Genomic DNA, 23,006 nt, shown 5'->3' on the forward strand with positions numbered 1-23,006 from the left:
GAATTGTCGCGCGGGCAGTGCGAATTCCCTTGCGCTAGATCAAAGGTCGCGCCGCGTCCGCTCCTAGCGTTTGGGAAAATCAAAGCCTGCCGGAGGAATTCGCCATGATCGGGAGACATGTCATGCGGCGATATCTCATCAGCCTGCTGTTGCTATTGATCGGGACATCGCTCGCGGTTGCGCAGCCCATCACGCGCCGCTCGTCGCAGATGCAGCATGACGGTCTGAAGAAGACCTACGAGATCGCGAATTTTCGACTTGGCGGCAAGTACGATCTCGCCGATCCCTCGAAGTGGGAGAATGGCGGCGAGGGCGGCGTCACGCTCGAATCGCTTGGCGCCGGGAAATTGCACACCGCCTATATCGCGGTCGGTACGCCGCGGCGCAACGCTGCCGGTGAGATCACCAATGCCGTCGTCATCAACTCATATTATTCTGGCGATGCCACCGACATGTACGAGCAGTGGGTCAAAGGAGCAGCCTTGTCAGGCACCGTGCCAATTATTGGTCCGGGCCGGCCCATCGACACGGATCGCTACTACGTCATCATGGTCGATCCACTCGGAACGTGGGGCGCCAGCAAACCGTCGGACGGTCTCGGCGTAAAGTTTCCGCAGTACAGCTACTATGACATGGTCCAGGCCAACTACCGGATGCTGCGCGAGGGGCTGAAGGTCGCGCGCGTTGCGCTGGTGTCCGGCGTATCCATGGGCGGCACGCAGACGTATGTCTGGGGCGTGATGCATCCCGAATATATCGGCGCACTGATGCCGATCGGCGGCACCACGCAGTCGGATGGCGAGGATCCCGTCGGCAACTGGACATTCCAGATGATGACGGCAGCGATCGAATCCGATCCGGTGTGGCAGGAAACGAAGGGTGATTATTACAAGCTGCCCAAGGAGAAGCATCCGATGCCGGGCGTGGCGTTCGGCTGGTCGATCCTCGGGATGACGGGCTATGACTTTGCGTTCCGTACGACCCAGAATTGGGGGGCAGTCCAGCCCGAAATCTTCTATTGGGACCCCCCGAACGAAAAGGCGGCGTTAAACGTCGTCAACCGTGCCAAGCTTTACGATGCGGTCGACCTGGTCTGGCGCAACCGTGTCGGCGAAACGCACAACATCAACCCTTATCTCGGCCGCATCCAGGCGCGGACGCTGGTGATGCACATCACCAATGACCTGTGGCTGAACTTCAAGTTGGCTCAGAAGGCAGTCGATCGCGTGCCTGGTGCAGACCTTATTGCTCAGGAAAGCCCGGTCGCCCATTATGGTGTGTTTCCGATCATCAACCAGCGCAAGAATGACCCGAAGTTCGTTGCCTTCATGGATGATGTGGCGAGCCTCGACCGCGCGCAGAAATTCGTTGACAAGAATTATCGGGTGCCCGGCGTCGCCGAGAACATCGACCCTAAAAAGTCGTTCTGGAAAGAGTTCGTGACCTACCCCTATCCGGTCAAATACGCCAATGCCAAAGACAAGGGCGGCAATTCCTGGCAGATCGGCTACATGGATGAATATGCTGGCACGGATAAGGATCCGAAGGTCCTCGTCGTCATCCATGGCAAAGGCGCTTTCGGCGGTCACTACGGCAACATCATGCAGTATGCGTTGCGCAGCGGCCTTCGCGTGATCGTGCCCGATCTGCCGCATTACGGCATGTCCGGGCCTGGCAATCTCGACAAGAGTCCGGCGCGCACGATGCAGGACATGCGCGAGGTCATCTACGACCTCGTCGTCAACCAGCTCGGCGTCAAGAAGGCGTATTATCTCGGCCATTCGCTCGGCGGTCAGTTCGTGATGGGCTACGCCCTGACCTGGCCGGATACAGTGCAGGGCCTCGCGCTGGAGGCGCCGTCAGGTCTCGAGGAATATCCGCGCGAGATCACCATCGCGAAAGGCAAAAAGGCGCCGCTGTTCGACCCGGCCTTCGATCATGACTTCGACAAGTGGAGGGCGACCTGGGACCAGACCGGGATCCTTGCCGCGGAGAAGGCGCGTGACGAGCAGAACATTCGTGACTTCTTCTACTTCAAGAAGCGTGACCCGGAGACCGGCGCGTCGGCTGCCAAAAGCGGCTATTTCTTCAGCGACAGCGAATATGCCCGCCTCCACACCGAGCAGCGCGTCCGGCTGACCAAGGGCAATCCGAAGGAGCTGGAGCAGTGGTGTAACATCTTTATCTACGACATCTACACGATCGGCGCCGAGCTCCAGCAGGATGATCCGAAGAACCTCTACGAGCGGCTCACGCAGATAAAGGCGCCGATCTTCCTCGCATTCGGCGACAAGGAGCCGTTCATCCCGACGCCGGCATTCAATGGGCTGACGGACCTCGGACGCGACGCCATCACGCCGTTCATGACGCGTATGACTAATGCGGGCAATCGGCCGATCCTGAAGATCTATCCGGAGACCGGGCATTTCATCCACACGGACAATCCGGTCGAATACCCGTCCGACATCGTGGATTTCGTGACGCGGGGAAGCGTCGACACCTCGTCGCCGGTCGGGACCGACCGCATGATCAAGGGGGCGGTGGTCTCGGCCTTGCCGGTGGCTCCGACACCGCCCGGCGCCGCGCCGACCGCCGGCCTGAACAAATAGGGCCGGTTCATGCCAAGGGTGCAGGCGGGCGAAGTCCAGCTGGGCTGGCGAGAGTGGGGACGAGGCGACGTCACCGTCCTCTTCATCCACGGCAATCTAGCCAGCAAGGACTGGATCGAGCTCGCTGCCCCGCTGTTTCCTTCTGGTCTTCGCGTCATCGGCATCGACTGGCGCGGCTGCGGCGACAGCGACCGGCCGAAGCCTACGGTTGACTACACCAACTACACGATGCAGCAGCACGCACAGGACATGCTGGCTGCACTCGATACCCTGGATATCAATTACTGCCACCTTGCAACGCATTCGACGGGCGGCATCATCGCGGCCCGTATGCTGCTGATGCAACCGCGCCGCTTCGGACGGGTATTTGCGCTTGATCCGGTCACGCCGCTGGGCATGGCCTTCAATACTGATCAGATCGGACTGTTTCGGGCTATGATGGCGAGCAAGGAGCTGACCCGCTCGGTGATGGCGACCGCAGCCTCATCGCTGTTCGTGCCTGAAAGCATGGCGCCGAATAAAGTTCCGCAGTTCCGTCCGGGGGGTGCGGACATTCAGGCGTTGTTCGACAGGATCATCGAACAAACTTTTGGCGTCTCCGAAGGCATCTGGATCGGGACACCCGTGAATCTCACGCGCGAACGGGACAGCCGGGAACTGGAAAGCCGCATGCCGGAGATCGGGCATTCGCACCTGGTATTGTGGGGCGAATGGGACGGCTGGATCCCCCCCGCCGATCTTCATATGATGGCCGCGGCAATGCCGGACTGCCGCCTCGTCGTGGTGCCCGGTATCGGGCATTCGATGAACCTCGAAATGCCCGCGCTCTACGCCGGCTATTTTGGTGCGTGGTTCGGGGGACTTGCGGCATAACAAGAAGGAAATGAACGCTATCACCGCGAAGGCAATCATCCCAATCGCCAACCTGTTGTTCATGATCCTTGCCGTCTTCATCAGCAACCAAGGCTAGTCCGAGATTCGGAGTGGGAGCTGTTTGCTAGATCAAAGAATGCACGGACGATGTTGGTGTTGCCTCGTGATCTTGGCGGGTTGATTAAAGGCGCATGTGCCCACACTGCACGGGGAGGAGCGGGACTGGTCACCTCAGCCTCTTCCTATTTGCGCGTCGCTGCTGAATCGACATCCTCAACCGGACGCTGCGCCGTTCAGGACACATTCGATAGTTTTTCATAAATCTGCCGCGGGGGCTCCACCCGAAAGGTGAACTTCCCGACGGCGCTCCACCACAAAGGTGAACGTCTGGGCGAGTGGCATCGACGGAGCCGACAAGCCGCACGGTGCCACCCGCTTCACAGCCGAGATCTAAGCTCAGGCCTCATCCCTTGCTTCTCTACGACTTACCGGCTTTTCTTCCTCTTTCGATATGACTGCTAGGATCTCAAGCTGGTGCGCGAGCGCAGTACAGCTACGCGATGCTTCGCAGGACTGCGGAACGACGCGCCGAATTCGCTGGATCGGCATCGAGCTCTTTGGCTTTCAACGCGAAAGTTTTGCATTGTGAGATAGAGGGGAGTTCTGCTGAGCCCATCTCGCTGCCCCCGTGAAAGCAAGGCTTACCCGGGGCTGAAAGGCACATGTTAATTCCGTCCCTGGCCCCGCATAAAGAGCGGTGTCGGGCAGGACCGGCGCTGGCTGCGCCACCTCGTAGATCCTACTCAGCGCAGTCGGCCGCCGGCATCCGCCCCTGACAGCGATGAGGGCGGGGGACCAGCCTCTCGTTTCTTTGACAGATTTCCCGCGCGGCGCGGACCGAAATTGCTACGGTCTGCTGTAGGCGTCTGGAGCTGGAGAACAAGCTTCAAAACGAGGGAGCCCAACCGAATGCCGCGCCAACCCTACTGGCGATGTTTTTGGAGTGGACGGCGACTTGATAAGGCCGCCAGAGAGACCGCGAGCGCGTCACAACGCAATTAGCACGACGCCGATGAGGGCGCCCGAAAACAGAACCGACACCACAACAAGAATTGCGAAGAGACGATCGAACAGCATGACGGCCTCCTTCGATTGATTCGCGAACATACCATGGTTCAGCGCTTTAAGAATCACACCGATTCCAGCGACTCCATTATCGGCAATGGGCTTTCCGTTTTTGGTACGACCCGGTGGCACAAACCTTCCGGTCGTAGAGTTTGGTCCTCTTGGGGACCCGTTTCTCGCACAGGCGGTCGGTCAGGATGACGCTGCTATTGCGGCCGCGCTTGCCAGCGGTGTCCGCGATGATGGTAGCATCCATGTGGTTTCAGCTCCTAAGGCTTGGGACCAAAGAGCTCGGCTTCAAGACTTTCAGTTTGTCGTGCGGACGCTGAAAGGCGTAGGGCCGGGCCCTTGGTGAAGCCCGCTGAAACAGCCCGCATCAGGGTAGTCGAAAAGCCCTTCTTTCAAAGTCTTTTGTTAGTTTCGGCGTGTTTCACCGAATGCCAAAATATAGACGTGTGGTCCTGGCCGTCGTTGCTACGTCAAGCCCTGGCGAATGCGGCATCTGCGTCAACCGGCGCGGTGGCGGTGACTTTCGTGGGGTGAGGGAGGCCAAAGAGAACTCGGCTCCCGGGAGAGCACGGCATAAGCCGTCCAACCATCGCGCAGGGAAGGCCGAGTGATTGGCTACACCTGTATGCTGCTGTGCGGTTTTCCTGCGTGTGCTTTTCGCGCAGCGGACCGCGGGTGCCAGCCGGCACCGGCCTTCCCTGCGCCCTCTTGGACAAGAGGGTGAAGCGACCAGGCAAAGCTCGGGCGAAATCAGCCGCGAGAACGCGAAGACGTGTCTGCGATTGGACTGGCGCTGCCGCCTCACACTCCGTGCGAGCGCAGCGAAGCAATCCAGAAATGCATCTCCGGAAAATGTCTGGATTGCTTCGTCGCAAGAGCTCCTCGCAATGACGACGTGGAGGCAGTTTCGCTGATCGCGCTAGGCTTCCGGCATCACCGTCCCGCTGGTGCAGACATCGCGCCGTTGGAATAGCGGGACCAGTCGGGCCCGGTCGGCTGCGACGGCCAGAGCGCGGCGTTGGAGTCGCGCACCGACTGGGTGATGGGATGGGGCTGCGCCTTGCGGACATGACGGCGGTCGTTCGCCGCGGCAGTCTGGATGGTGGCGGCGGCAATCAGCGTCGCGCCGAGAATGATGAAAGTCTTTTGCATTGTTTCTTTCTCCCGTGACGACGCCCGGCTGTGAGATGTGTGTTTTGTGTGTCGCCGTCGCGGCTGACATGGCGACGCGCCCGGCCGATATCACCGCTCGCGACATCACATTGGGGCGAGCCAATTTTCTAGCCTCGGCTAAATATTCGGCAATCGCGACCGGTGGCACGGGTGGACTTGCCTGCTCCAATCCGGTTCAATGGGCCAAATCTGGTTTTCAGGCGACAATGATGTCGAAATATCTGCTGGTCCTTCTGCTGATCGCCTCGCCGGCCGTGGCGCAGGTCAAGCTGACCCCAAAAACATCGGCGGCGCATCCGGACCCCTGCGCGCCGATCGGACGGACCGCGGACGGCAAGCTGGTCTACTCCATGAAATGCGAAAATTTGCCGGTGCCGCCTCCGTCGCCGCAGGCGGAACTGAGGGAGGCGCCGCAGCCCGCCGCCGAGCCGGAGCCCGAGACGCGGCGGAGTGGCGTTTTCGGCTGGTCCTACGACCGCAGGTAACGGGCCGCGCCCCTTGCGCGAAGCCCGACGGAGTGCTCTTTGCCTGAAAATTCCCCGTGGGGCCACCGCCCCGATCCAGAGAGATGAGATGACCAAACTCGTTATCCGCGCCGGCGACTTCACCTTCGATGCCCGTTTCGAGGAGCAAGCGGCGCCCAAGACTGTCGCCGCGTTCCGCAAGGCGCTGCCGTTCGAAAGCCACATCATCCACGTGCGCTGGAGCGGCGAGGGGGTGTGGATGCCCCTCGGCGACTTGGACTTCGGTGTCGGTTACGAGAACCACACCAGCTATCCCGCGCCCGGCCAGATCATCCTCTATCCCGGCGGCATCAGCGAGACCGAGATCCTGATGGCCTATGGCGGCGTGCACTTCGCGAGCAAGATGGGCCAACTCGCCGGCAACCATTTCATCACGCTGACCTCTGGTCTGGACAATCTGGCAACGCTCGGCAAGAGCGTGCTGTGGAAGGGTGCGCTGCCGATCCGCTTCGAGGAAGTCTGAGTGACTGGTACCCGCTACCCGCGCGATCTCCGCGGTTACGGCCGCAACCCGCCGCACCCGCAATGGCCCGGCAACGCGCGGGTCGCGGTGCAGTTCGTCGTCAATTTCGAGGAGGGCGGCGAAAACAACATCCTGCATGGCGACCCTGCCTCGGAAGCGTTTCTGTCCGACGTGCTCGGCGCACAGCCTTGGCCCGGCCAGCGCCACGCCAATATCGAATCGATGTTCGAATATGGCTCGCGCGCCGGCTTCTGGCGGCTGTGGCGGATGTTCAGCGAGCGGAAGTGGCCGACCACCGTGTTCGGCGTCGCCACAGCGCTGAAGCGCAATCCGGAAATCGTAGCTGCCATGAAGGAAGCGGGCTGGGACATCGCCAGCCACAGCCTGAAGTGGATCGAGCACAAGGACATGACCGAGGCGCAGGAGCGCGCGGAGATCGCGGAAGCGATCCGCGTCCACACTGCGGCGACCGGCTCGCGGCCGCTCGGCTGGTACACCGGACGCTCCTCGATCAACACCAACCGTCTGTTGATGGAGGAGGGCGGCTTCCTCTATCTCTGCGATTTCTACGCCGACGATCTGCCCTATTGGGTCAAGGGCGCCAGCGGTAAGCAGCTCGTCATTCCCTATACGCTCGACGCCAACGACATGCGCTTCATCAATCCGCAAGGCTTTGCCGAAGGCGAGCAGTTCTTCACCTATCTGAAGGATGCCTTCGACGTGCTCTATGCCGAAGGCCAGAGCGCGCCGAAGATGATATCGGTCGGCCTGCACTGTCGTCTCGCCGGTCGCCCCGGCCGCGCGGCGGGGCTGATCCGCTTCCTCGACTACATCGGCAAGCACGAGCGCGTCTGGGTGCCGACGCGATTGCAGATCGCCCAGCATTGGCACGACAAGCTCGCGCACCTTGCGGCCGACGCATTCGAGATCGGGTGAGGACGATGTCGCAGATATCGCTGTCTGATCTCAATGCCGCCGATGAAGCCGATTTCGTTGCCGCGCTCGCCAACGTCGTTGAATATTCGCCGTGGATCGCCGGTCAACTGGCCGCGAAGCGACCGTTCGCCGGCATCAACCAGTTGCACGCCGCGCTGATGGCGGCGATCCAGAGTGCCGAACCCGAGGTGCAATTGGCGTTGATCCGGGCGCATCCGGACCTCGCCAACAAGACCCAGCGCGCGGCGGGGCTCACCGCGGAATCGACCGACGAGCAGAACAGCGCCGGCCTCGACCGCCTGTCGGAGGCCGAATACGCGGCGTTCGAGCGCGTCAACAATGCCTATCGCGACAAGTTCGACATCCCCTATATCGTCTGCGTGCGCCGTCACACCAGGGATTCCGTGCTGCGCGATTTCGAGACGCGATTGCGCAATATCGCCAAGACCGAGACGCGACGTGCGATCGAGGAGATCGGCCGTATCTCGGCGTTGCGGCTTGATCAACTCGTCGAAGCCGATGACAAGCTCAAGGTCCACGGCCGGCTCTCGACCCATGTGCTGGACAACCACGCCGGCAAACCCGCGCCGGGCATTCCGGTCGAGCTGGTCGAGCTCGCGAATCTCGGCGAGAGCCGCGTGATAGCGCGCGCGGTGACCAATGCGGATGGCCGCACCGACCAGCCGCTGATCGGCGGCCGGCCGCTGCCGATCGGCCGCTACGAGCTCCGGTTTAGCGTCGCCAAATATTATGCCGAGCGCAACGTGCAGCTCACCGACCCGCCGTTCCTCGACGAGATCCCGATACGCTTTGCGATCAGCGAGCCGGAAAGCCACTACCACGTGCCGCTGCTCGTCACGCCCTGGAGCTATTCGACCTATCGCGGCAGTTAATTGCCGAACTTCTCGTGCAGCGCCGGGAACAGCCGGTCCGGCTTGAAGGGCGGCGCCGTGAAGCGGATGCCGGTGGCATCGGCGATCGCGTTGCCGAGGGCGGCGGCGACCGGATTGTACGGACTCTCGCTCATCGACTTCGCCCCCAGCGGCCCGATCGTGTCGGATGTCTCCGCGAAGAAGACCTCGGTGCGGGGGACGTCGGCGAAAGAGGGCAGGTGATAGTCGCGGAATTTGGGGTTGGCAACGCGACCGTCCGCGTCGATCACCATCTCCTCGTAGAGCGCGGCACCGAGCGCCTGCGCGACACCGCCTTCGACCTGGCCGCGGCATTGCATGGGATTGGCGACGACGCCGGCGTCTGCCGCATGCACGCTCCTGAGAATCCGGAGCTCGCCGGTGCCCTTGTTCACGGCGACGCGAAAGCCCTGCACGTTGAAGCCGACCGAACGCGGCGTCCCGCCGGAATTGCCGGCGCCTGCCAACGGCTGTCCGCGCTCGCGCGCGAGCTTTGCCAGCTCGACAAAGGACATGCGCCGTACGCCACTGACGACGGCCTCGCTCTCGAGCGTGCAGCTGCCGACGTCGCAGAGCCATGCGCCGGCGGCGGCCGCCTTCAGCTCGGTTGCGAGCTGCACGGCTGCCGCATGCGTCGCCTTCCCGGCGACGAACATGCCGGCGCTGCCATAGGCGCCGGTGTCGTGGCCGCCATGGGCGGTGTCGGACTGGAGCAGGCGGATCCGGTCGACGGTGGTCGCAAGCGTGGTCGCCGCGATCTGCCGGTGCACGGTGCTGGTGCCGTTGCCGAATTCGACGGTGCCGACCGTGAGGTCGAAGCCGCCGTCCTCGTTGAGCGCGACCGTCGCATCCGCGAGATGGCCCGCCGGGGGCACTGTGTCGATCATGGTGAGCGCGACGCCGTCGCCGATCAGCCACTCCGGCGACAGGTCCGGCTGCGGGCCATCAGCCTGCATCGCGCGCTCGACGAGGTCGAGGCACTGGTCGAGGCCGTAGGAGCCGTAGAACACGTCCTGAAATTCCGACGGCGGTGGCGACACCATGGGATCGCCCGGCTTGACGACGTTGCGCCGCCGCATCTCGTAAGGGCTGATGCCGAGCTGCTTGGCCAGTTCGTCGATCGCGGCCTCGACCGCGATCAGTGTTTGCGGCAAGCCATAACCGCGAAACGCGCCTGCCGGCACAGTATTGGTGTAGACTGCGCAGCCGTCGACCCGCTTGTTCGGGCAATTGTAGACGCTGATGGATTCCGCCAGCGAGTGGAACATCACCGGGCCGGCGTGATTGCCGTAGGCGCCGGTGTTGGAGAGCACGTCGAGCTGGAGCGCGGTGAGCTTGCCGTCCGCGTCGGCACCGGCCTTGACGTGGACCCGCATCGGGTGCCGCGTCGAGGTTGCGATGAACTGCTCCTCCCGGGTGAGCTCCAGCTTCACCGGCCGTCCGGTCTTGCGCGCGGCGAGCGCCAGAATGTCCTCGACGAACATCTCCTGCTTGCCGCCAAAGCCGCCGCCGACGCGCTCGCAGAAGACGCGGACCTTGTCCATGGGAAGCTCGAAGATATCAGACAGCGCGCGCCTGGTCAGGAACGGCACCTGCGTCGAGGTGCGGACATTGAGCACGCCGGAAGCGTCGAGCCAGGCGAGGCCGCCGTGGGTTTCCAAAGCGGCATGCTGCACACGGTGACTATGGAAGGTGCCCTCGAAGGTGACGGCAGATGTCGCGAGCGCAGCCGCCACGTCGCCGAATTCGCCATGCGTCTCCGCGGCGAGGTTGCGCTGGGCGTCGGCGACGCGGTTCGCGGTGGTGCGGTCGGGATGAATGATGGGTGCGCCGGGCGCCATTGCTATTTCAGGGTCGATCAGCGCGGGGAGGACCTCGTAGTCGATCTTCAACCGGCGGCAAGCGTCCTCGGCGGCGGCTTCGCTGTCTGCGACGACGGCGGCAACCTTCTGGCCGATGAAGCGGACGATTTCGTCGAGAACACGGGTGTCCTCGGGATCCATCCAGTCCTTCTCATGCCGCGCGGTCGACATCAGAGTGGTTGGCGCATCCTCATGCGTCAGCACCGCGTGCAGGCCGGGAACGCCCAGCGCTTCCGACTTGTCGATCGCGACGATCCTCGCGTAGGCGTGGGGCGAACGGAGCAGCTTGATATGCAGCAGGCCGTCGATCTGCGTGTCGAACGTGTAGCGCGCCTTGCCGCGCACGACATCGGGGCCAGCTGGCGCCGGCAGGCTGCGGCCGAATGCGGCGCCGGCCTCGACGCTCTCCTCGATGTTGGTCTTGCCTAGCAACGCGTCCTCGATGGCGCGATAGCCGGTGCAGCGGCAGATATTGCCCTTCAGCGCGACGCCGAGATCGGTGCGCTGCGCCTGGTTCAGCGAGGCGCAGGTCAGGATCATGCCGGCGGTGCAGAAGCCGCATTGAAAGCCCTGCGCATCGAGGAAAGCCTGCTGCATCGGGTGCGCGCCGCCGTCTCCGTCCAGACCTTCGATCGTGGTGACGGCGCGACCTTCGGCGCGGAAGGCCGGGATCAGACAGCTATGCACCGGTTCGCCGTCCAGCAGCACGGTGCAGGCGCCGCAATCGCCGGCGTCGCAGCCCTTCTTCACGCCGAAATGGCCGAGCTCGCGCAGGAACGTGCGCAGGCACTGGCCGGCGCGTGGCTCCTGCGGAAACGTCGTGCCATTGACCTCGAAGCTCATGACGACGGTGCTCCGAGGAGTTCGTCGCGAATCTCTTCGGCAAGCCGCAATGTCATGTGCTTGCGCCAGAGCGGCTTGCCGTGGATGTCGGTGTGGTACAGATCGTCCGTAATCTGCTGCGCGATAGCGTCGCGAAGCGCTTTCGTGTGAGGGGCCTCGCGAAAGGACAACCGGATCGGCCGCACCGTCGACGCGGAGACCGTGAGCGTCAGCGTGCCATCGGCATCCAGACTGCCGATCAGGAGCGCCGCCGAGCGGCCGACCGGCGCCAGCGAGATCTGGCGGAAGGCCGTACGACGCTTCAGCGCGGCGATCGGAATATCGATCTGCCGGAGCAGATCCCCCGGCGCCAGAAGGTTACGCTGGTTGCCGGTGACGAAGTCGATGACGGGCATCATCTGTTCGCCGCCGCCGGCCTTCCAGATGGTGCAGACGCCCTCCAGCGCCGCGGTGAGCGAGATCATCGGTCCCGCCGGCAGCGACATGCAGAGATTGCCGCCGACCGTCGCCGTCTTCCATATCTTGAACGAAGCAAGGAAGGCGCGGCAGCACTGGTTGATCAGCGGTGCCGCGAACCAGTCGGGTGGGCAGGCGAATCCATCGAGCTGCGCAACGGTGCAGGTGGCCGCGATGCTGAAATGGCTCTCGGTGACCGTCAGCGCCGGCCATTTGAGGTCGGTGAGATCGATGAGCCGAGTCAGGTGAACTTGCGGCTCCGAGAACAGCCAGGTGCCGCCCGCGAGCCAAGCATCACCTGGCGTCCAAACGGGCAGCTGCGCGCGCGTTTGCGGATGGGCGACCGCTGTGATGGTATTCAAGTCCATGGCGACGCCAACGCTTCCAACGAGTGAATCGAGCCCGGAGAAAGTCTTGCAAGACGAGCGCCAAGTCGCAACAACAAGTCGCAGCAAAAGCGCAATCGGGCCGGCCCCTGCCTTGCAGGCCTGTCGGGAGCGGATGTGAGGAGGAGCAGATTCATGAGCGACGCAAAGCCGATCTGGATCAGGGATCCCCTGGCCGTCCTCGCCGATGGCGCCGAGCGCGGCGTCGTGGTGCAGGACGGCCGGATCGTCGAGCTGGTTCCGGCCGGCGGCGCGCCCGCAACCGTTGACGTCGCGGTGTTCGATGCTGGCGACCACGTCGTGCTGCCGGGCCTCATCAACACCCATCACCATTTCTACCAGACGCTGACGCGGGCGCTACCCGCGGCGATGGACCGCGAGTTGTTTCCCTGGCTCCAGGCGCTCTATCCGGTGTGGGCGAAGCTGACGCCGGAACGGCTGCAGCTCGGCGTCACCGTGGCGATGTCCGAGCTGCTGCTCTCGGGCTGCACCACGACGACGGATCATCACTACGTCTTCCCGGCGGGGCTCGAGGAGTCCGTCGACATCGAGGTCGAGGTCGCAAAGCGGCTCGGCGTGCGCGTGCTGCTCACGCGCGGCTCGATGAACCTGTCGCAGCGCGACGGCGGTCTGCCGCCCGATAGCGTCGTACAGGATGAGGACACCATCCTCGCGGACAGCGCGCGCGTTGTGGCGAAATATCATCAGCGCGGTGCTGATGCGATGGTGCAGATCGCGCTGGCGCCGTGCTCGCCGTTCTCGGCGACGACGTCCCTGATGCGCGCCACCGCCGATCTCGCCGACAAGCTCGACGTACGTCTGCACACCCATCTCGCCGAGACCGAGGACGAGAACAAATTCTGCCAGGAGATGTTTGGCTGCCGTCCGCTCGACTATCTCGAACAATGTGGCTGGCTCAATGCACGGACGTGGCTCGCCCATGGCATCTTCTTCAATGCAGACGAGATGAAGCGGCTAGGCAAGGCGAAGACGACGATCAGTCATTGCGCCTGCAGCAACCAGCTCCTGGCCTCCGGCTGCTGTCCCGTCTGCGAGATGGAGGAGGCCGGTGTCGGCATCGGCATCGGCGTCGATGGCTCGGCCTCGAACGACGGATCGAACCTGATGCAGGAGGTGCGGGCCGCGTTCCTGCTGCAACGGGCGCGCTACGGGGTGACGAAGGTCAGTCACAGGGATGCGCTGCGCTGGGCCACCAAGGGCTCGGCGGCCTGCGTCGGCCGGCCGGAACTTGGCGAGATCGCCATCGGCAAGGCGGCCGATCTCGCGCTGTTCAGGCTCGACGAGCTGCGCTTCTCCGGCCATGGCGATCCCCTGGCTGCACTGGTGCTGTGTGGGGCGCATCGGGCCGACAGGGTGATGGTGGCGGGAAAATGGGCCGTGATCGACGGCGCGATCCCCGGCCTCGATGTGGCAGACCTCATTCACCGCCACAGTTCGGCGGCGCGGGCCATGCAGGCCGGACAATAATCAGGCGAAAATAGAAAGAGGGGGCGACCACAAGTGCCGGGTGCTTCTGGCCACCCCCTCCGAACCTCCTCCGGGAGGAGCAGGTGATTTAGGCGATGCAAGAAGCGTGCTACTTGCCCGGCAGCTTGTCGTCGATGCCTTTGACATAGAAATTCATGCCGAGGATCTGGCCGTCGTCGAGATTGGCGCCGCCCTTGCACTCGACCTCCTTGCCGTCCTGCCCAAGGACCGGGCACTTGAACGGATGCAGCTTGCCCGCGGTGATCGCCGCCTGGGCATCCTCGGCGATCTTCTTCACGTCGTCAGGCATGTTGGTGTAGGGCGCCATCGCGAACATGTGGCTGTCGAGGCCGCCCCATGTGTCCTCGGATTTCCAGGTTCCGTCGAGCTCGGCCTTGACCCGGGCGATGTAGTAGGGACCCCAGGTGTCGAGGATCGAGGTCAGCTGGGTCTTCGGCCCGAACTTGATCATCTCGGAATCCTGGCCGAAGGCGAGCTTGCCGCGTTCGCTGGCGATCTGCATTGCCGCCGGCGAATCCGTGTGCTGCATGATGATGTCGGCGCCCTGGTCGATCAGCGCCTTGGCGGCGTCGGCTTCCTTGCCTGGGTCGAACCAGGTGTTGGCCCAGATGATCTTGACCTTGATGTTCGGGTTGATGGTCTGCGCGGCGAGGATCGTCGCGTTGATGCCGGAGACGACCTCGGGAATCGGGAACGAGCCGATATAGCCGAGCACGCCGGACTTCGACATCTTGGCCGCGATCAGGCCCTGGATGTAGCGGCCCTGGTACCATTTGGCCGAATAGGTCGACATGTTCGGGTTGCGCTTGTATCCGGTCGCGTGCTCGAAATGCACGTTCGGGTATTTCTTCGCGACCTTCAGCGTCGGATCCATGTAGCCGAACGAGGTGGTGAAGATCAGCTTGTTGCCGGCGCGGACGAGCTGCTCGATCGAGCGTTCGGCGTCGGGGCCCTCAGGCACGTTTTCGAGAAAGGTGGTCTCGATCTTGTCGCCGAGCTCCTTCACCAGCGCCTGGCGTGCCAGCTCATGCTGATAGGTCCAGCCGAGGTCACCGACCGGGCCGAGATAGATAAACCCGACTTTCAGCTTGTCGGCGGCGGAGGCTGCACCGACGCTCCCGGCAAGCAAGAGCCCGGCGCCCAGCGCAAGAAGTGATTTCCTCATCATCAATCTCCAAACATCAGGGGAAAGCCATGATCCGCAACGTGCGCGCCCCATCGCGCACGGTGCGGAGATGAAACGCTAGCGGTCAGGCACGAACACGGTGCCAAGCGCAGCCGGTGCGGTCGATCCACCCGTGCGCGCGCGGGAGAGCAGGACCAAGACGATGACAGTCGAAAGATAAGGCAGCGCCGACATCAGCTGCGAGGGAATGCCGACGCCCCAGCCCTGCGCGTGCAGCTGCAGGATCGTCACCGCGCCGAACAGATACGCGCCGACCACGAGGCGGCCTGGCCGCCAGGACGAGAACACCACCAGCGCCAGCGCGATCCAGCCGCGGCCTGCGGTCATGCCCGGAATGAAGAACGGCGTATAGGCGAGCGGCAGATAAGCGCCGGCAAGTCCGGCGCAGGCGCCGCCGAACATCACCGCTAAGGTGCGGATGCGCAGCACGGGATAGCCGAGCGCATGCGCAGACACGTGGTTGTCGCCGCAGGCGCGCAGGATCAATCCTGACCGCGTGCGGTACAGGAACCACCAGACGCCGGCGACCAGCGCCAGAGAAAAATAGATAAAGGCGTCCTCGCCGAACAGCACGCGGCCGATCAGAGGGATGTCGGTAAGGCCGGGAATGTAAAGATGCGTTGCCGGCGTGATGCGCTCGCCGACGAAACCGGCGCCGATCAGGCCGGAGAGTCCGACGCCCAGGATGGTCAGCGCCAGCCCTGTCGCAACCTGGTTGACCGCAAGCCCGAGCGCCATCAGTGCGAAGACCAGTGATATCAACGTGCCGGCGACGATGCCGAACAGTGCGCCGATAAAGATCGAGCCGGTCAACCACGCACCTGCAAAGCCACATGCGGCGCCGACGATCATCATGCCCTCGACGCCGAGATTGAGCACACCGGAGCGCTCGGTCACGAGCTCGCCGGTCGCCGCGATCAGGAGCGGCGTCGAGGCGGCGAGCACCGCGAGGATGATGGCTTCAATGAGTTCCACGAGCCACCTGTCGGTTCGGGAAAACCAGCTTGAAGCGGTAGAGGATGAGGGAATCGCAGGCGAGCACGTAGAACAGCAGGATGCCCTGAAAAACCTTTGTCACGTCCAACGGGATCTTCATCGCGATCTGCGCCTGCTCGCCGCCGATAAAGGTCAACGCGAGAAAAAGGCCTGCAATTAATATTCCAAGGGGGTTCAACCGGCCGAGAAAGGCGACGATGATCGCCGTGAAACCGTAACCCGGCGAGATGCCGGGCTGGAGATGCCCGACCGGACCTGCAACCTCGATGATGCCGGCGAGGCCTGCCAGCGCGCCCGAGACGGCGAAGGTCAGGATGATCAACTGGTTGGAATTGAAGCCGCCGAACCGCGCGGCGCGCGGCGCCGCACCGACCACGCGAATCTCGAATCCCTTGATGGTGCGCCCGAGCAGGATCGCCACCGCCGCGACAACGAGAAGGGCGATGATCGAGCCGAGATGCAGCCGGCCGCCTTCGATCAGCAGCGGCACCGTTGCGACGGGGTCGAACTCGGCGGTGGTCGGAAAGTTGAAACCGTGCGGATCGCGCCAGGGGCCGCGCACGAGATAGTCGAGGAAGAGATCGGCGACATACACAAGCATCAGGCTGGTCAGGATTTCGCTGGCGCCGAACTTCACCTTGCAGATTGCCGGGATCATTGCGTAGAGCGCGCCTGCGGCGGCGGCGAGCACGAGCATGACCGGCAGCACCCAGACACCGGCGTCGGTGCCCTGCGTCTTCACCGCAATCCAGCTTCCGGCGACTGCACCGATCAGGAACTGCCCTTCGGCGCCGATGTTCCAGGCATTGGCGAGATAGCAGAGCGACAGCCCGATCGCGATCATCACCAGCGGTGTCGCCTTCACCGCGATTTCCTGGAGCGAATAGCTGTCGGTCAAAGGCGCGACGAAATAGGCGTGCAGCGCGAGCAGCGGATTCTTGCCAAGGATCGCGAACAGGATGACCATGGTCACGATCGTGAGGCCGATCGCGATCAGCGGCGAGATCAGCGCGATCGTGTTGGAGCGTTCGGCGCGCTTCTCAAGCACCAACTGCATGCGCGGCCTCCTTCGGCTCCAGCGTGCTGCCGCCCATCAACAGGCCTAGTTTTTCGCGCGTCGCCTCGCTGGTGGCGAGCGGTGCGGACAGATGGCCATGGAACATCACGGCGATGCGGTCGGCGATTTCCGCGAGCTCGTCGAGGTCCTGGCTGGTGACGAGCACGGCGGCGCCTGCGGTTGCGAGATCAAGCAGCGCCTGGCGGATGACGGCGGCAGCGCCAGCGTCGACGCCCCAGGTCGGCTGGCTCACCACCAGCACCGCGGGATTGCGCAGGATCTCGCGTCCCACGATGAATTTCTGCAGATTGCCGCCGGAGAGGGATGCTGCTTCCGGATCGCGCTTGGCCTTGCGGACGTCGAAGGTCTCGGTTGCGCGGTCAACCGTCTTCAGGGTGGCGGCAGTATCGATGAAGCCGTGATGGACCATGCCGCTGGCGGCGTGCCCGGTGAGAAGCGCATTCTCGGAAAGCTTCATGCGCGGCGCGGTGCCGTGGCCGAGCCGCTCCTCGGGAACGAATGCCGCGCCGAGCTTGCGGCGCTGCGTGATCGAGAGATGGCCGGCAGCAAGGCCTTCGATGACGATCGTGCCGGGATCCTTCGACAGGCGTTCGCCGGACAGCGCGGCGAAAAGTTCGTCCTGGCCGTTGCCGGCGACCCCGGCGATGCCGAGGATCTCGCCGCCTTTCAGCTCGAACGAGATATGCTCGAGCCGCACGCCATGCGCTTCGCCGGGGGCGAGCGAGAGGTCGTTGACGACGAGACGCGGCACCGTGGTCTGCCGGCCGGCGGCCGCCTTCACCTCCTTGATCTCACCGCCGACCATCATGCGCGCCAGCGAAGCGGCGGTCTCAAGCCTGGGATTGCAGGTCTCCACCTTCTTGCCGCCGCGCAGGATCGTTGCCGTGTCGCACAAGCGCTTCACCTCTTCGAGCTTGTGGCTGATATAAAGGATGGCGCGACCTTCGGCCTTGAGCCGCTCCAGCACGACGAAGAGCTGGTCGGCTTCCTGTGGTGTCAGCACCGAGGTGGGCTCGTCAAGGATCAGGAATTGCGGATCCTGCATCAGCGCGCGAACGATCTCAATGCGCTGGCGTTCGCCGACCGACAATTGCCAGACCTCGCGTTTGGGATCTAGCGGCAATCCATAAGTCTTCGACACCTGCTCAAGCCGCGCCGACATGTCCTTGAAGGATTCTTTCCCGTCGAGGCCGAGCGCGACGTTCTCGGCGACGGTGAGATTGTCGAACAACGAGAAGTGCTGGAACACCATGCCGATGCCGCGGCTGCGCGCTTCCGAGGGGCCGGACAGCACGATCGGCTGGCCCTGCCAGAAAATCTGGCCAGCGCTGGGCTGGATCAGCCCGTAGATCGCCTTGACCAGCGTCGACTTGCCGGCGCCGTTCTCGCCCAGCAGCGCGTGGATTTCCGTTGGCCAGATATCGATGTCGATGGCATCGTTGGCGAGGAAATCGCCATAGCGCTTGGTGAGCCCGACCGTCCTGAGGAGCGGGGACTCGCCGGAATGCAGGCTCTTAGCCGTGGGATCCAACATTCGCTGATGCGCTTGCATGGGGTGAAGTGCCTCAATACTGGGCTAGTTTGAACCGCCGCGTAAGGTGTGAAAAAGCGTCATCCCTTGCTCAACGCTTCGGCAGGCAGGAGGTGTCGGCGAGTCTCGGCTCTCGCCGGCGGCGATCGTCCTCAGACACCTTCCGAGCAGCCTTTGCAGTCCGGGCTTGCGTGTGACGCCTGTTGCAAATTTGTGACGGCTCAAGCCAAATCGGAACCCGCTATGCAGGCTTGGCGTGAAGTTAAGCAGAGACGCGCCAGCACGCGTATGCATTTGCGAACACCGCGACAGTAGCTTCCACCCATCTTGTTTGCCTTGTCCGGTCGACATGAAAAGGCGAACGAAATCAAATGGGGATATCCGGCAATGGGTCGCTCTCGGCCGACGGCGTGGCGGTGAGGTTGGCCTTCCAAATCGGCCGGTGAAACGCCGCGCCCTGTGCAAACAAGCGGCATGCCTTGAAACAAGTTGAGGCTTCTCACTCCGGGAGATCGGCGCAAGTGTCGCACCCAAGGGACGTTCATTTTTACGTGTCCAAACTTGGGGGTATTCAGGATGTCGTTTCGTTTCAAGGCAATTGCAGCAGGCGCGCTGTCACTTGCTACGGTTGCTACCGGTGGCCTGGCTCAGGCGGCGGATCTGCCGGTCAAGGCTGCCAAGAAGGCGGCCGACCTTCCGTTCTTCCTGGTGATCGACGACCGCGTCACCTTCTCCTACATCTTCAATGCCTCGCAGCCCGGTGCGTTCACCAACACCAACGGCGTGATCAACGCCAAGACGACGAAGCAGGTCTACTCCTTCACCCACTTCGATGCCTGGACCTACGGCACCAACTTCTTCACCATCTCGATGTTCAAGTCGGACCACAATGATCCGGCCGGCCCGTGTACCGCCACAGGCGTGGTCGTTTCGCCGGCTGCGGGCTTCGCTGCGACGCCGACGAGCTGTGCCGGCGCGACAGAAATCTACGGTCTTTTCCGCTCGACCTTCGGCTGGAACGAGATCTTCAACACCAAGGCTTTCACGCAGGGCCCGCTGCACAATATCTCGTTCGAGATTGGCATGGATGCCAACACGGAGAACCGCTATTTCGGCGCCGCCAAGCGCGACGTCGTTGCCGGTCTGCAGTTCGCCTTCGATCTCCCCTATAAGGGCTACTTCAACGTCGCGCCGCTGGTGTATTGGGAGTTCGCCAACCACAACTCCTTCTCGCAGTGCGGCGCCGGTTGGTCCGCTCCGTGTATTGCTGACGGCAACACATCGTTCAAGCCGACCTGGGCGATCGAAACCAACTACTATATGGACCTCGGCTTCCTGCCGCAGAACATGCAGTATTTCTCGATCAGCGGCCGCGCGGCGTGGTACGGCAAGAAGGGCACCGACACTGAGCCGCTTCCCGCCAGCGTCGCCAACGGCGTCTATCCCACCAAGGTCGAGTTCAACTCCGAGCCGATCCGCCTGACCCTCGATGCCTCGAAGGCGGTGTGGGGTGAGAAGTACTCGCACTTCGTGGACGTCTGGGTCGCCTACCGGTATTGGCAGAACAAGTTCGGCCTCGATCACAACAACGCGGTGGCCTGCACCACTTTGGCCGGTGGCGCGAGGGTGAGCACCGGCTCCTGCACCGAGTCCTCGCTCTACTCCGGTGTCACTGTGAAATTCTAGCCACCTGACACGCTTCAGGTGAACGACGATGGCGCCGCGTCAAACCTCCGCGGCGTCATCTTCGTTTGTGGGCAGGAAGGTCGGGGATGAGCCGTAGGCGCAATCCGCTCTACGAAATTGAATTGGTGTTTGCTACTTCGTCCACACGCCGTCGTGCAGCGCTTCGGCCTCGTCTTCGAGCAGCGGCCCCGCAACCTCTGTCGGCCGCTGGCCGCTGGCAAAGACTTCGCGACAGGGCAAGTCGAGCGTCGGGTTCTCCGGATGATCGCCGGTGATGCCGCGCAGGCGGTGCTCGCTGAGGCCATAGACGACACGGCCGATGCCGGCCCAGTAGATCGCGCCGGCGCACATCGCGCAGGGCTCGGCGGAGGAATAGAGCGTGGCTCTCGCCAACACCTCGCGGCCAAGCGTGCGGCAGGCCTGCGTGGCGGCGAGGCGCTCGGCATGCGCGGTGCCGTCGTGATCCGGCATGTAGCCGTTCTCGGCCTCGATCAGGACCTTGCCCTCGGCATCGACCACGATGCAGCCGAAGGGATGGTTGCCGTGCGTGAGGGAACGGCGGGCGACCGCGAAGGAAAGGCGGAGGAAGTGCTCGTCACGTTCGGACCCGCCGCTCATCGCTCTTCCCTGGTCAATGCCCCGCCATGTGCCGGCCGACCACGGTGAGATCGGCTTCGCTGGTCCGTGCTTCATACACGAATTCGCCGTGGAACATCACCACCAGCCGATCGGAGAGTTCAAGGAGTTCGTCGAGGTCCTCGCTGACCAACAGCACCGCGGCGCCGCGGTTGCGCGCGGCCATGATCTCGGCATGGATTTGCGCTACCGCCGCGAAATCGAGCCCGAAGCAGGGATTGGCCGCGATCAGCACCTCGACGTCGCCGCCGAGCTCACGGGCCAGCACGGCGCGCTGGACATTGCCGCCCGACAGCGCCGAGATCGGCGTGTCGGGCGTGCGGGTCTTGATCTTGTACTGGGCGATCTTCTTCCGCGCGTCGACGCGGAAGGCACCGCGGTTGAGCCACCAGCCGAGGCTAGCGAAAGGCGCGCGGTCGAATTCGCGGAAGGCGATGTTGTCGGCGACGCTCATGCCGCCGACACAGGCGTTCTTCAGCGGCTCCTCCGGCAGGAGTGACATATTGTGCCGCCGCATCTCCTCGCGGCTGGCGTGATAGGGATCGCCGGCGACGCGGATCTCGCCACTCTCAGCCCCGCGCTGCCCGGCCAGCACCTCGACGAGCTGGCGCTGGCCGTTGCCGGAGACGCCGGCGATGCCGACGATCTCGCCGGCACGGACCGTGAGGGAGACGTCATGCACGGCGATGGCGCCGGCGTCGTCGCGCGCGCGCATCTTCGCCACCTCCAGCCTCGCCTTGCCGGCCTCACCGGTGCGTGGCGGCTGCACCATCAGCTCCTCGGCGCTGATCATGGTGCGCGCCATCGCGTCCGGCGTCAGTTCGGAAACCTTGCCGGCACCGGCGAGCTTGCCGCGGCGCAGGATTGTGACGTCGTCGGCGAAGGCCATGACCTCGCGGAACTTGTGCGTGATCATCAGGATGGTCAGCTCGCCCTTGACGACCATGTCGCGGAGCATGCCAAGCACCTCGTCGGCTTCCGCCGGGGTCAGCACCGAGGTCGGCTCGTCCAGGATCAGGAAGCGACGCTTCAGGTAGAGCTGCTTGAGGATCTCGCATTTCTGCCGTTCGCCCGCGGAGATGTCGGCGACTTTTGACCTGAGCGGTACCTTGAACGGCATGCGCGCGAGAAAGGCCTCGAGCTCCTTCATCTCCTTCGGCCAGTTCAGCACGGCCGGCACGTCATCGCGCGCCAGCACCAGATTTTCGGCGACCGTCATCGCGGGCACCAGCGTGAAATGCTGGTAGACCATGCCGAGGCCGAGTGCGTGGGCGTCCTTTGGATTGCCGATCGCCTGCTCGCGCCCGCCGACGAGAATGTCACCCTCGGTGGCGTGGTAATAGCCCATGATACATTTGACGAGGGTCGACTTGCCGGCGCCGTTCTCGCCGAGCAACGCATGGAACGAACCCGGCCGCACTTTCAGCGCGACATTGTCCAGCGCCAGGAAATCGCCGAAACGCATGGTCATGGCGATGGCATCGACGCCGAAGGCGCCCGATGGCGGTGGCGTTTCGCCGACGATCACGAAATCGCTCCGATGAAGGCGTCGGAGGTCGAGACCGCACCGAACACACCGCCCTGCATCTTGATCATCTTCAGCGCGTGATCGTGGTTGCTCTTGTCGGTCGCACCGCAGCAGTCATGCAACAGCACGCATTCGAAGCCGCGGTCGTTGGCCTCACGCATGGTGGTGTGAACGCAGACGTCGGTGGTGATCCCGGTGAGCACGATGTTCTCGATGCCGCGCACGCGCAGGATCAGCTCCAGATCGGTGGCGCAGAACGAACCCTTGCCGGGCTTGTCGATGATGGGTTCGCCGGGCAGCGGCGCGAGCTCGGGGATGATGTCCCACCCGGGCTCGCCGCGCACCAGGATCCGGCCGCATGGGCCGGGATCGCCGATGCCGGCGCCGATCTGCCGGGAACGCCAGCGCTTGTTGGCAGGAAGATCAGAGAGATCGGGACGGTGGCCTTCGCGGGTATGGATGATGTGAAAGCCTTGAGCGCGCATTGCCGTCAGCAGTTTCTTGATCGGCTCGATCGGCGCCCGCGTCAGTGAGAGATCATAGCCCATCTTGTCCACATAGCCGCCGACGCCGCAGAAATCGGTCTGCATGTCGATGATGATGAGCGCGGTGTTCTCGGGGCGCAGATCGCCGTTATAGGGCCATGCATAGGGTTCGGACTTGATGGTGCGCTCGGGCATGATTTC

18 protein-coding genes are annotated in these 23,006 nt (G+C 63.4%); 8 read left to right on the forward strand and 10 right to left on the reverse strand.

Features of this window, described 5'->3' with window-relative positions; translation table 11 throughout:
* Positions 1 to 104: 104 nt before the first annotated feature.
* On the forward strand, positions 105 to 2,609 hold the full coding sequence (locus tag RX329_RS13380) for an alpha/beta hydrolase (protein WP_317245916.1): 2,505 nt from the start codon (positions 105 to 107) through the stop codon (positions 2,607 to 2,609).
* Positions 2,610 to 2,618: 9 nt separating this feature from the next.
* Positions 2,619 to 3,482 (forward strand): alpha/beta fold hydrolase, encoded by an 864-nt coding sequence (locus RX329_RS13385; RefSeq protein WP_085350611.1) that lies wholly within the window; start codon positions 2,619 to 2,621, stop codon positions 3,480 to 3,482.
* Positions 3,483 to 5,549: 2,067 nt separating this feature from the next.
* On the opposite strand, the gene RX329_RS13390 is transcribed toward RX329_RS13385, so the two are convergent.
* Entirely contained in the window at positions 5,550 to 5,768 is a 219-nt protein-coding gene (locus tag RX329_RS13390; protein ID WP_007612884.1) for a hypothetical protein, read from the reverse strand.
* A gap of 227 nt (positions 5,769 to 5,995) precedes the next feature.
* Here RX329_RS13390 and RX329_RS13395 point away from each other — a divergent pair, with 227 nt between their 5' ends.
* The 4 genes from RX329_RS13395 (at position 5,996) to uraD (ending at position 8,605) form a co-directional block, all read left to right on the forward strand.
* Complete coding sequence (locus tag RX329_RS13395) at positions 5,996 to 6,274, forward strand: hypothetical protein (RefSeq protein WP_018456703.1); 279 nt, start codon at positions 5,996 to 5,998, stop codon at positions 6,272 to 6,274.
* A gap of 88 nt (positions 6,275 to 6,362) precedes the next feature.
* Positions 6,363 to 6,776, forward strand: a complete 414-nt coding sequence (locus tag RX329_RS13400; RefSeq protein WP_085350612.1) for a DUF3830 family protein — start codon at positions 6,363 to 6,365, stop codon at positions 6,774 to 6,776.
* A complete protein-coding gene (gene puuE, locus RX329_RS13405) occupies positions 6,777 to 7,712 on the forward strand; it encodes an allantoinase PuuE (RefSeq protein ID WP_085350613.1) in 936 nt (311 codons plus the stop codon).
* Between the two features lie 5 nt (positions 7,713 to 7,717).
* Positions 7,718 to 8,605 carry a 2-oxo-4-hydroxy-4-carboxy-5-ureidoimidazoline decarboxylase gene (gene uraD / locus RX329_RS13410; protein ID WP_085350614.1) on the forward strand — a complete coding sequence of 296 codons (888 nt, stop codon included), beginning with the start codon at positions 7,718 to 7,720 and terminating at the stop codon, positions 8,603 to 8,605.
* Here the strand turns inward: uraD and RX329_RS13415 are convergent.
* On the reverse strand, positions 8,602 to 11,328 hold the full coding sequence (locus RX329_RS13415) for a molybdopterin-dependent oxidoreductase (RefSeq protein ID WP_085350615.1): 2,727 nt from the start codon (positions 11,326 to 11,328) through the stop codon (positions 8,602 to 8,604). The two genes, uraD and RX329_RS13415, sit on opposite strands and share 4 nt — an antisense overlap.
* The gene (locus RX329_RS13420; protein WP_085350616.1) at positions 11,325 to 12,152 is read right to left on the reverse strand and encodes an FAD binding domain-containing protein; all 828 of its coding nucleotides are present in this window, start codon (positions 12,150 to 12,152) and stop codon (positions 11,325 to 11,327) included. The genes RX329_RS13415 and RX329_RS13420 overlap by 4 nt, the downstream gene beginning before the upstream one ends.
* 153 nt (positions 12,153 to 12,305) lie before the next feature.
* Between RX329_RS13420 and RX329_RS13425 the strand changes: the two genes are divergently transcribed.
* Positions 12,306 to 13,658 (forward strand): 8-oxoguanine deaminase, encoded by a 1,353-nt coding sequence (locus RX329_RS13425; RefSeq protein ID WP_085384831.1) that lies wholly within the window; start codon positions 12,306 to 12,308, stop codon positions 13,656 to 13,658.
* Between the two features lie 109 nt (positions 13,659 to 13,767).
* Here the strand turns inward: RX329_RS13425 and RX329_RS13430 are convergent, their stop codons facing one another.
* The 4 genes from RX329_RS13430 to RX329_RS13445 all read right to left on the reverse strand — a co-directional run bounded on the left by RX329_RS13430 (position 13,768) and on the right by RX329_RS13445 (position 18,473).
* The gene (locus RX329_RS13430; RefSeq protein WP_085384856.1) at positions 13,768 to 14,844 is read right to left on the reverse strand and encodes a BMP family ABC transporter substrate-binding protein; all 1,077 of its coding nucleotides are present in this window, start codon (positions 14,842 to 14,844) and stop codon (positions 13,768 to 13,770) included.
* A 78-nt stretch (positions 14,845 to 14,922) separates the two neighbouring features.
* Complete coding sequence (locus tag RX329_RS13435; protein ID WP_085350619.1) at positions 14,923 to 15,840, reverse strand: ABC transporter permease; 918 nt, start codon at positions 15,838 to 15,840, stop codon at positions 14,923 to 14,925.
* Positions 15,827 to 16,918, reverse strand: a complete 1,092-nt coding sequence (locus tag RX329_RS13440; RefSeq protein ID WP_085350620.1) for an ABC transporter permease — start codon at positions 16,916 to 16,918, stop codon at positions 15,827 to 15,829. Before RX329_RS13440 ends, RX329_RS13435 begins: the two co-directional genes overlap by 14 nt.
* A complete protein-coding gene (locus RX329_RS13445) occupies positions 16,902 to 18,473 on the reverse strand; it encodes an ABC transporter ATP-binding protein (protein WP_085350621.1) in 1,572 nt (523 codons plus the stop codon). The genes RX329_RS13440 and RX329_RS13445 overlap by 17 nt, the downstream gene beginning before the upstream one ends.
* Positions 18,474 to 19,046: 573 nt before the next feature.
* Between RX329_RS13445 and RX329_RS13450 the strand changes: the two genes are divergently transcribed.
* Positions 19,047 to 20,156 (forward strand): hypothetical protein, encoded by a 1,110-nt coding sequence (locus RX329_RS13450; protein WP_085350622.1) that lies wholly within the window; start codon positions 19,047 to 19,049, stop codon positions 20,154 to 20,156.
* A 132-nt stretch (positions 20,157 to 20,288) separates the two neighbouring features.
* Here RX329_RS13450 and RX329_RS13455 read toward each other — a convergent pair whose 3' ends face one another.
* Genes RX329_RS13455 through RX329_RS13465 form a run of 3 tightly spaced genes read right to left on the reverse strand, consistent with a single transcriptional unit; the run spans position 20,289 to position 23,000 of the window.
* The gene (locus RX329_RS13455) at positions 20,289 to 20,774 is read right to left on the reverse strand and encodes a nucleoside deaminase (RefSeq protein ID WP_085361054.1); all 486 of its coding nucleotides are present in this window, start codon (positions 20,772 to 20,774) and stop codon (positions 20,289 to 20,291) included.
* Positions 20,775 to 20,787: 13 nt separating this feature from the next.
* Positions 20,788 to 22,320 (reverse strand): ABC transporter ATP-binding protein, encoded by a 1,533-nt coding sequence (locus RX329_RS13460; RefSeq protein ID WP_317245917.1) that lies wholly within the window; start codon positions 22,318 to 22,320, stop codon positions 20,788 to 20,790.
* Complete coding sequence (locus tag RX329_RS13465; protein WP_085361056.1) at positions 22,317 to 23,000, reverse strand: cysteine hydrolase family protein; 684 nt, start codon at positions 22,998 to 23,000, stop codon at positions 22,317 to 22,319. The genes RX329_RS13460 and RX329_RS13465 overlap by 4 nt, the downstream gene beginning before the upstream one ends.
* Positions 23,001 to 23,006 lie beyond the last annotated feature (6 nt).

This window comes from Bradyrhizobium sp. BWC-3-1 (genome assembly GCF_032917965.1).
Lineage (GTDB): Bacteria > Pseudomonadota > Alphaproteobacteria > Rhizobiales > Xanthobacteraceae > Bradyrhizobium > Bradyrhizobium canariense_D.

Coding starts and splice junctions, on each gene's coding strand:
- RX329_RS13430 (WP_085384856.1), bottom strand. CDS start 14,844: ATGAGGAAATCACTTCTTGCGCTGGGCGCCGGGCTCTTGCTTGCCGGG.
- RX329_RS13395 (WP_018456703.1), top strand. CDS start 5,996: ATGATGTCGAAATATCTGCTGGTCCTTCTGCTGATCGCCTCGCCGGCC.
- RX329_RS13400 (WP_085350612.1), top strand. CDS start 6,363: ATGACCAAACTCGTTATCCGCGCCGGCGACTTCACCTTCGATGCCCGT.
- RX329_RS13390 (WP_007612884.1), bottom strand. CDS start 5,768: ATGCAAAAGACTTTCATCATTCTCGGCGCGACGCTGATTGCCGCCGCC.
- RX329_RS13440 (WP_085350620.1), bottom strand. CDS start 16,918: ATGCAGTTGGTGCTTGAGAAGCGCGCCGAACGCTCCAACACGATCGCG.
- RX329_RS13455 (WP_085361054.1), bottom strand. CDS start 20,774: ATGAGCGGCGGGTCCGAACGTGACGAGCACTTCCTCCGCCTTTCCTTC.
- RX329_RS13465 (WP_085361056.1), bottom strand. CDS start 23,000: ATGCCCGAGCGCACCATCAAGTCCGAACCCTATGCATGGCCCTATAAC.
- RX329_RS13445 (WP_085350621.1), bottom strand. CDS start 18,473: ATGTTGGATCCCACGGCTAAGAGCCTGCATTCCGGCGAGTCCCCGCTC.
- RX329_RS13425 (WP_085384831.1), top strand. CDS start 12,306: ATGAGCGACGCAAAGCCGATCTGGATCAGGGATCCCCTGGCCGTCCTC.
- uraD (WP_085350614.1), top strand. CDS start 7,718: ATGTCGCAGATATCGCTGTCTGATCTCAATGCCGCCGATGAAGCCGAT.
- RX329_RS13415 (WP_085350615.1), bottom strand. CDS start 11,328: ATGAGCTTCGAGGTCAATGGCACGACGTTTCCGCAGGAGCCACGCGCC.
- RX329_RS13380 (WP_317245916.1), top strand. CDS start 105: ATGATCGGGAGACATGTCATGCGGCGATATCTCATCAGCCTGCTGTTG.
- RX329_RS13385 (WP_085350611.1), top strand. CDS start 2,619: ATGCCAAGGGTGCAGGCGGGCGAAGTCCAGCTGGGCTGGCGAGAGTGG.
- RX329_RS13420 (WP_085350616.1), bottom strand. CDS start 12,152: ATGGACTTGAATACCATCACAGCGGTCGCCCATCCGCAAACGCGCGCG.
- RX329_RS13450 (WP_085350622.1), top strand. CDS start 19,047: ATGTCGTTTCGTTTCAAGGCAATTGCAGCAGGCGCGCTGTCACTTGCT.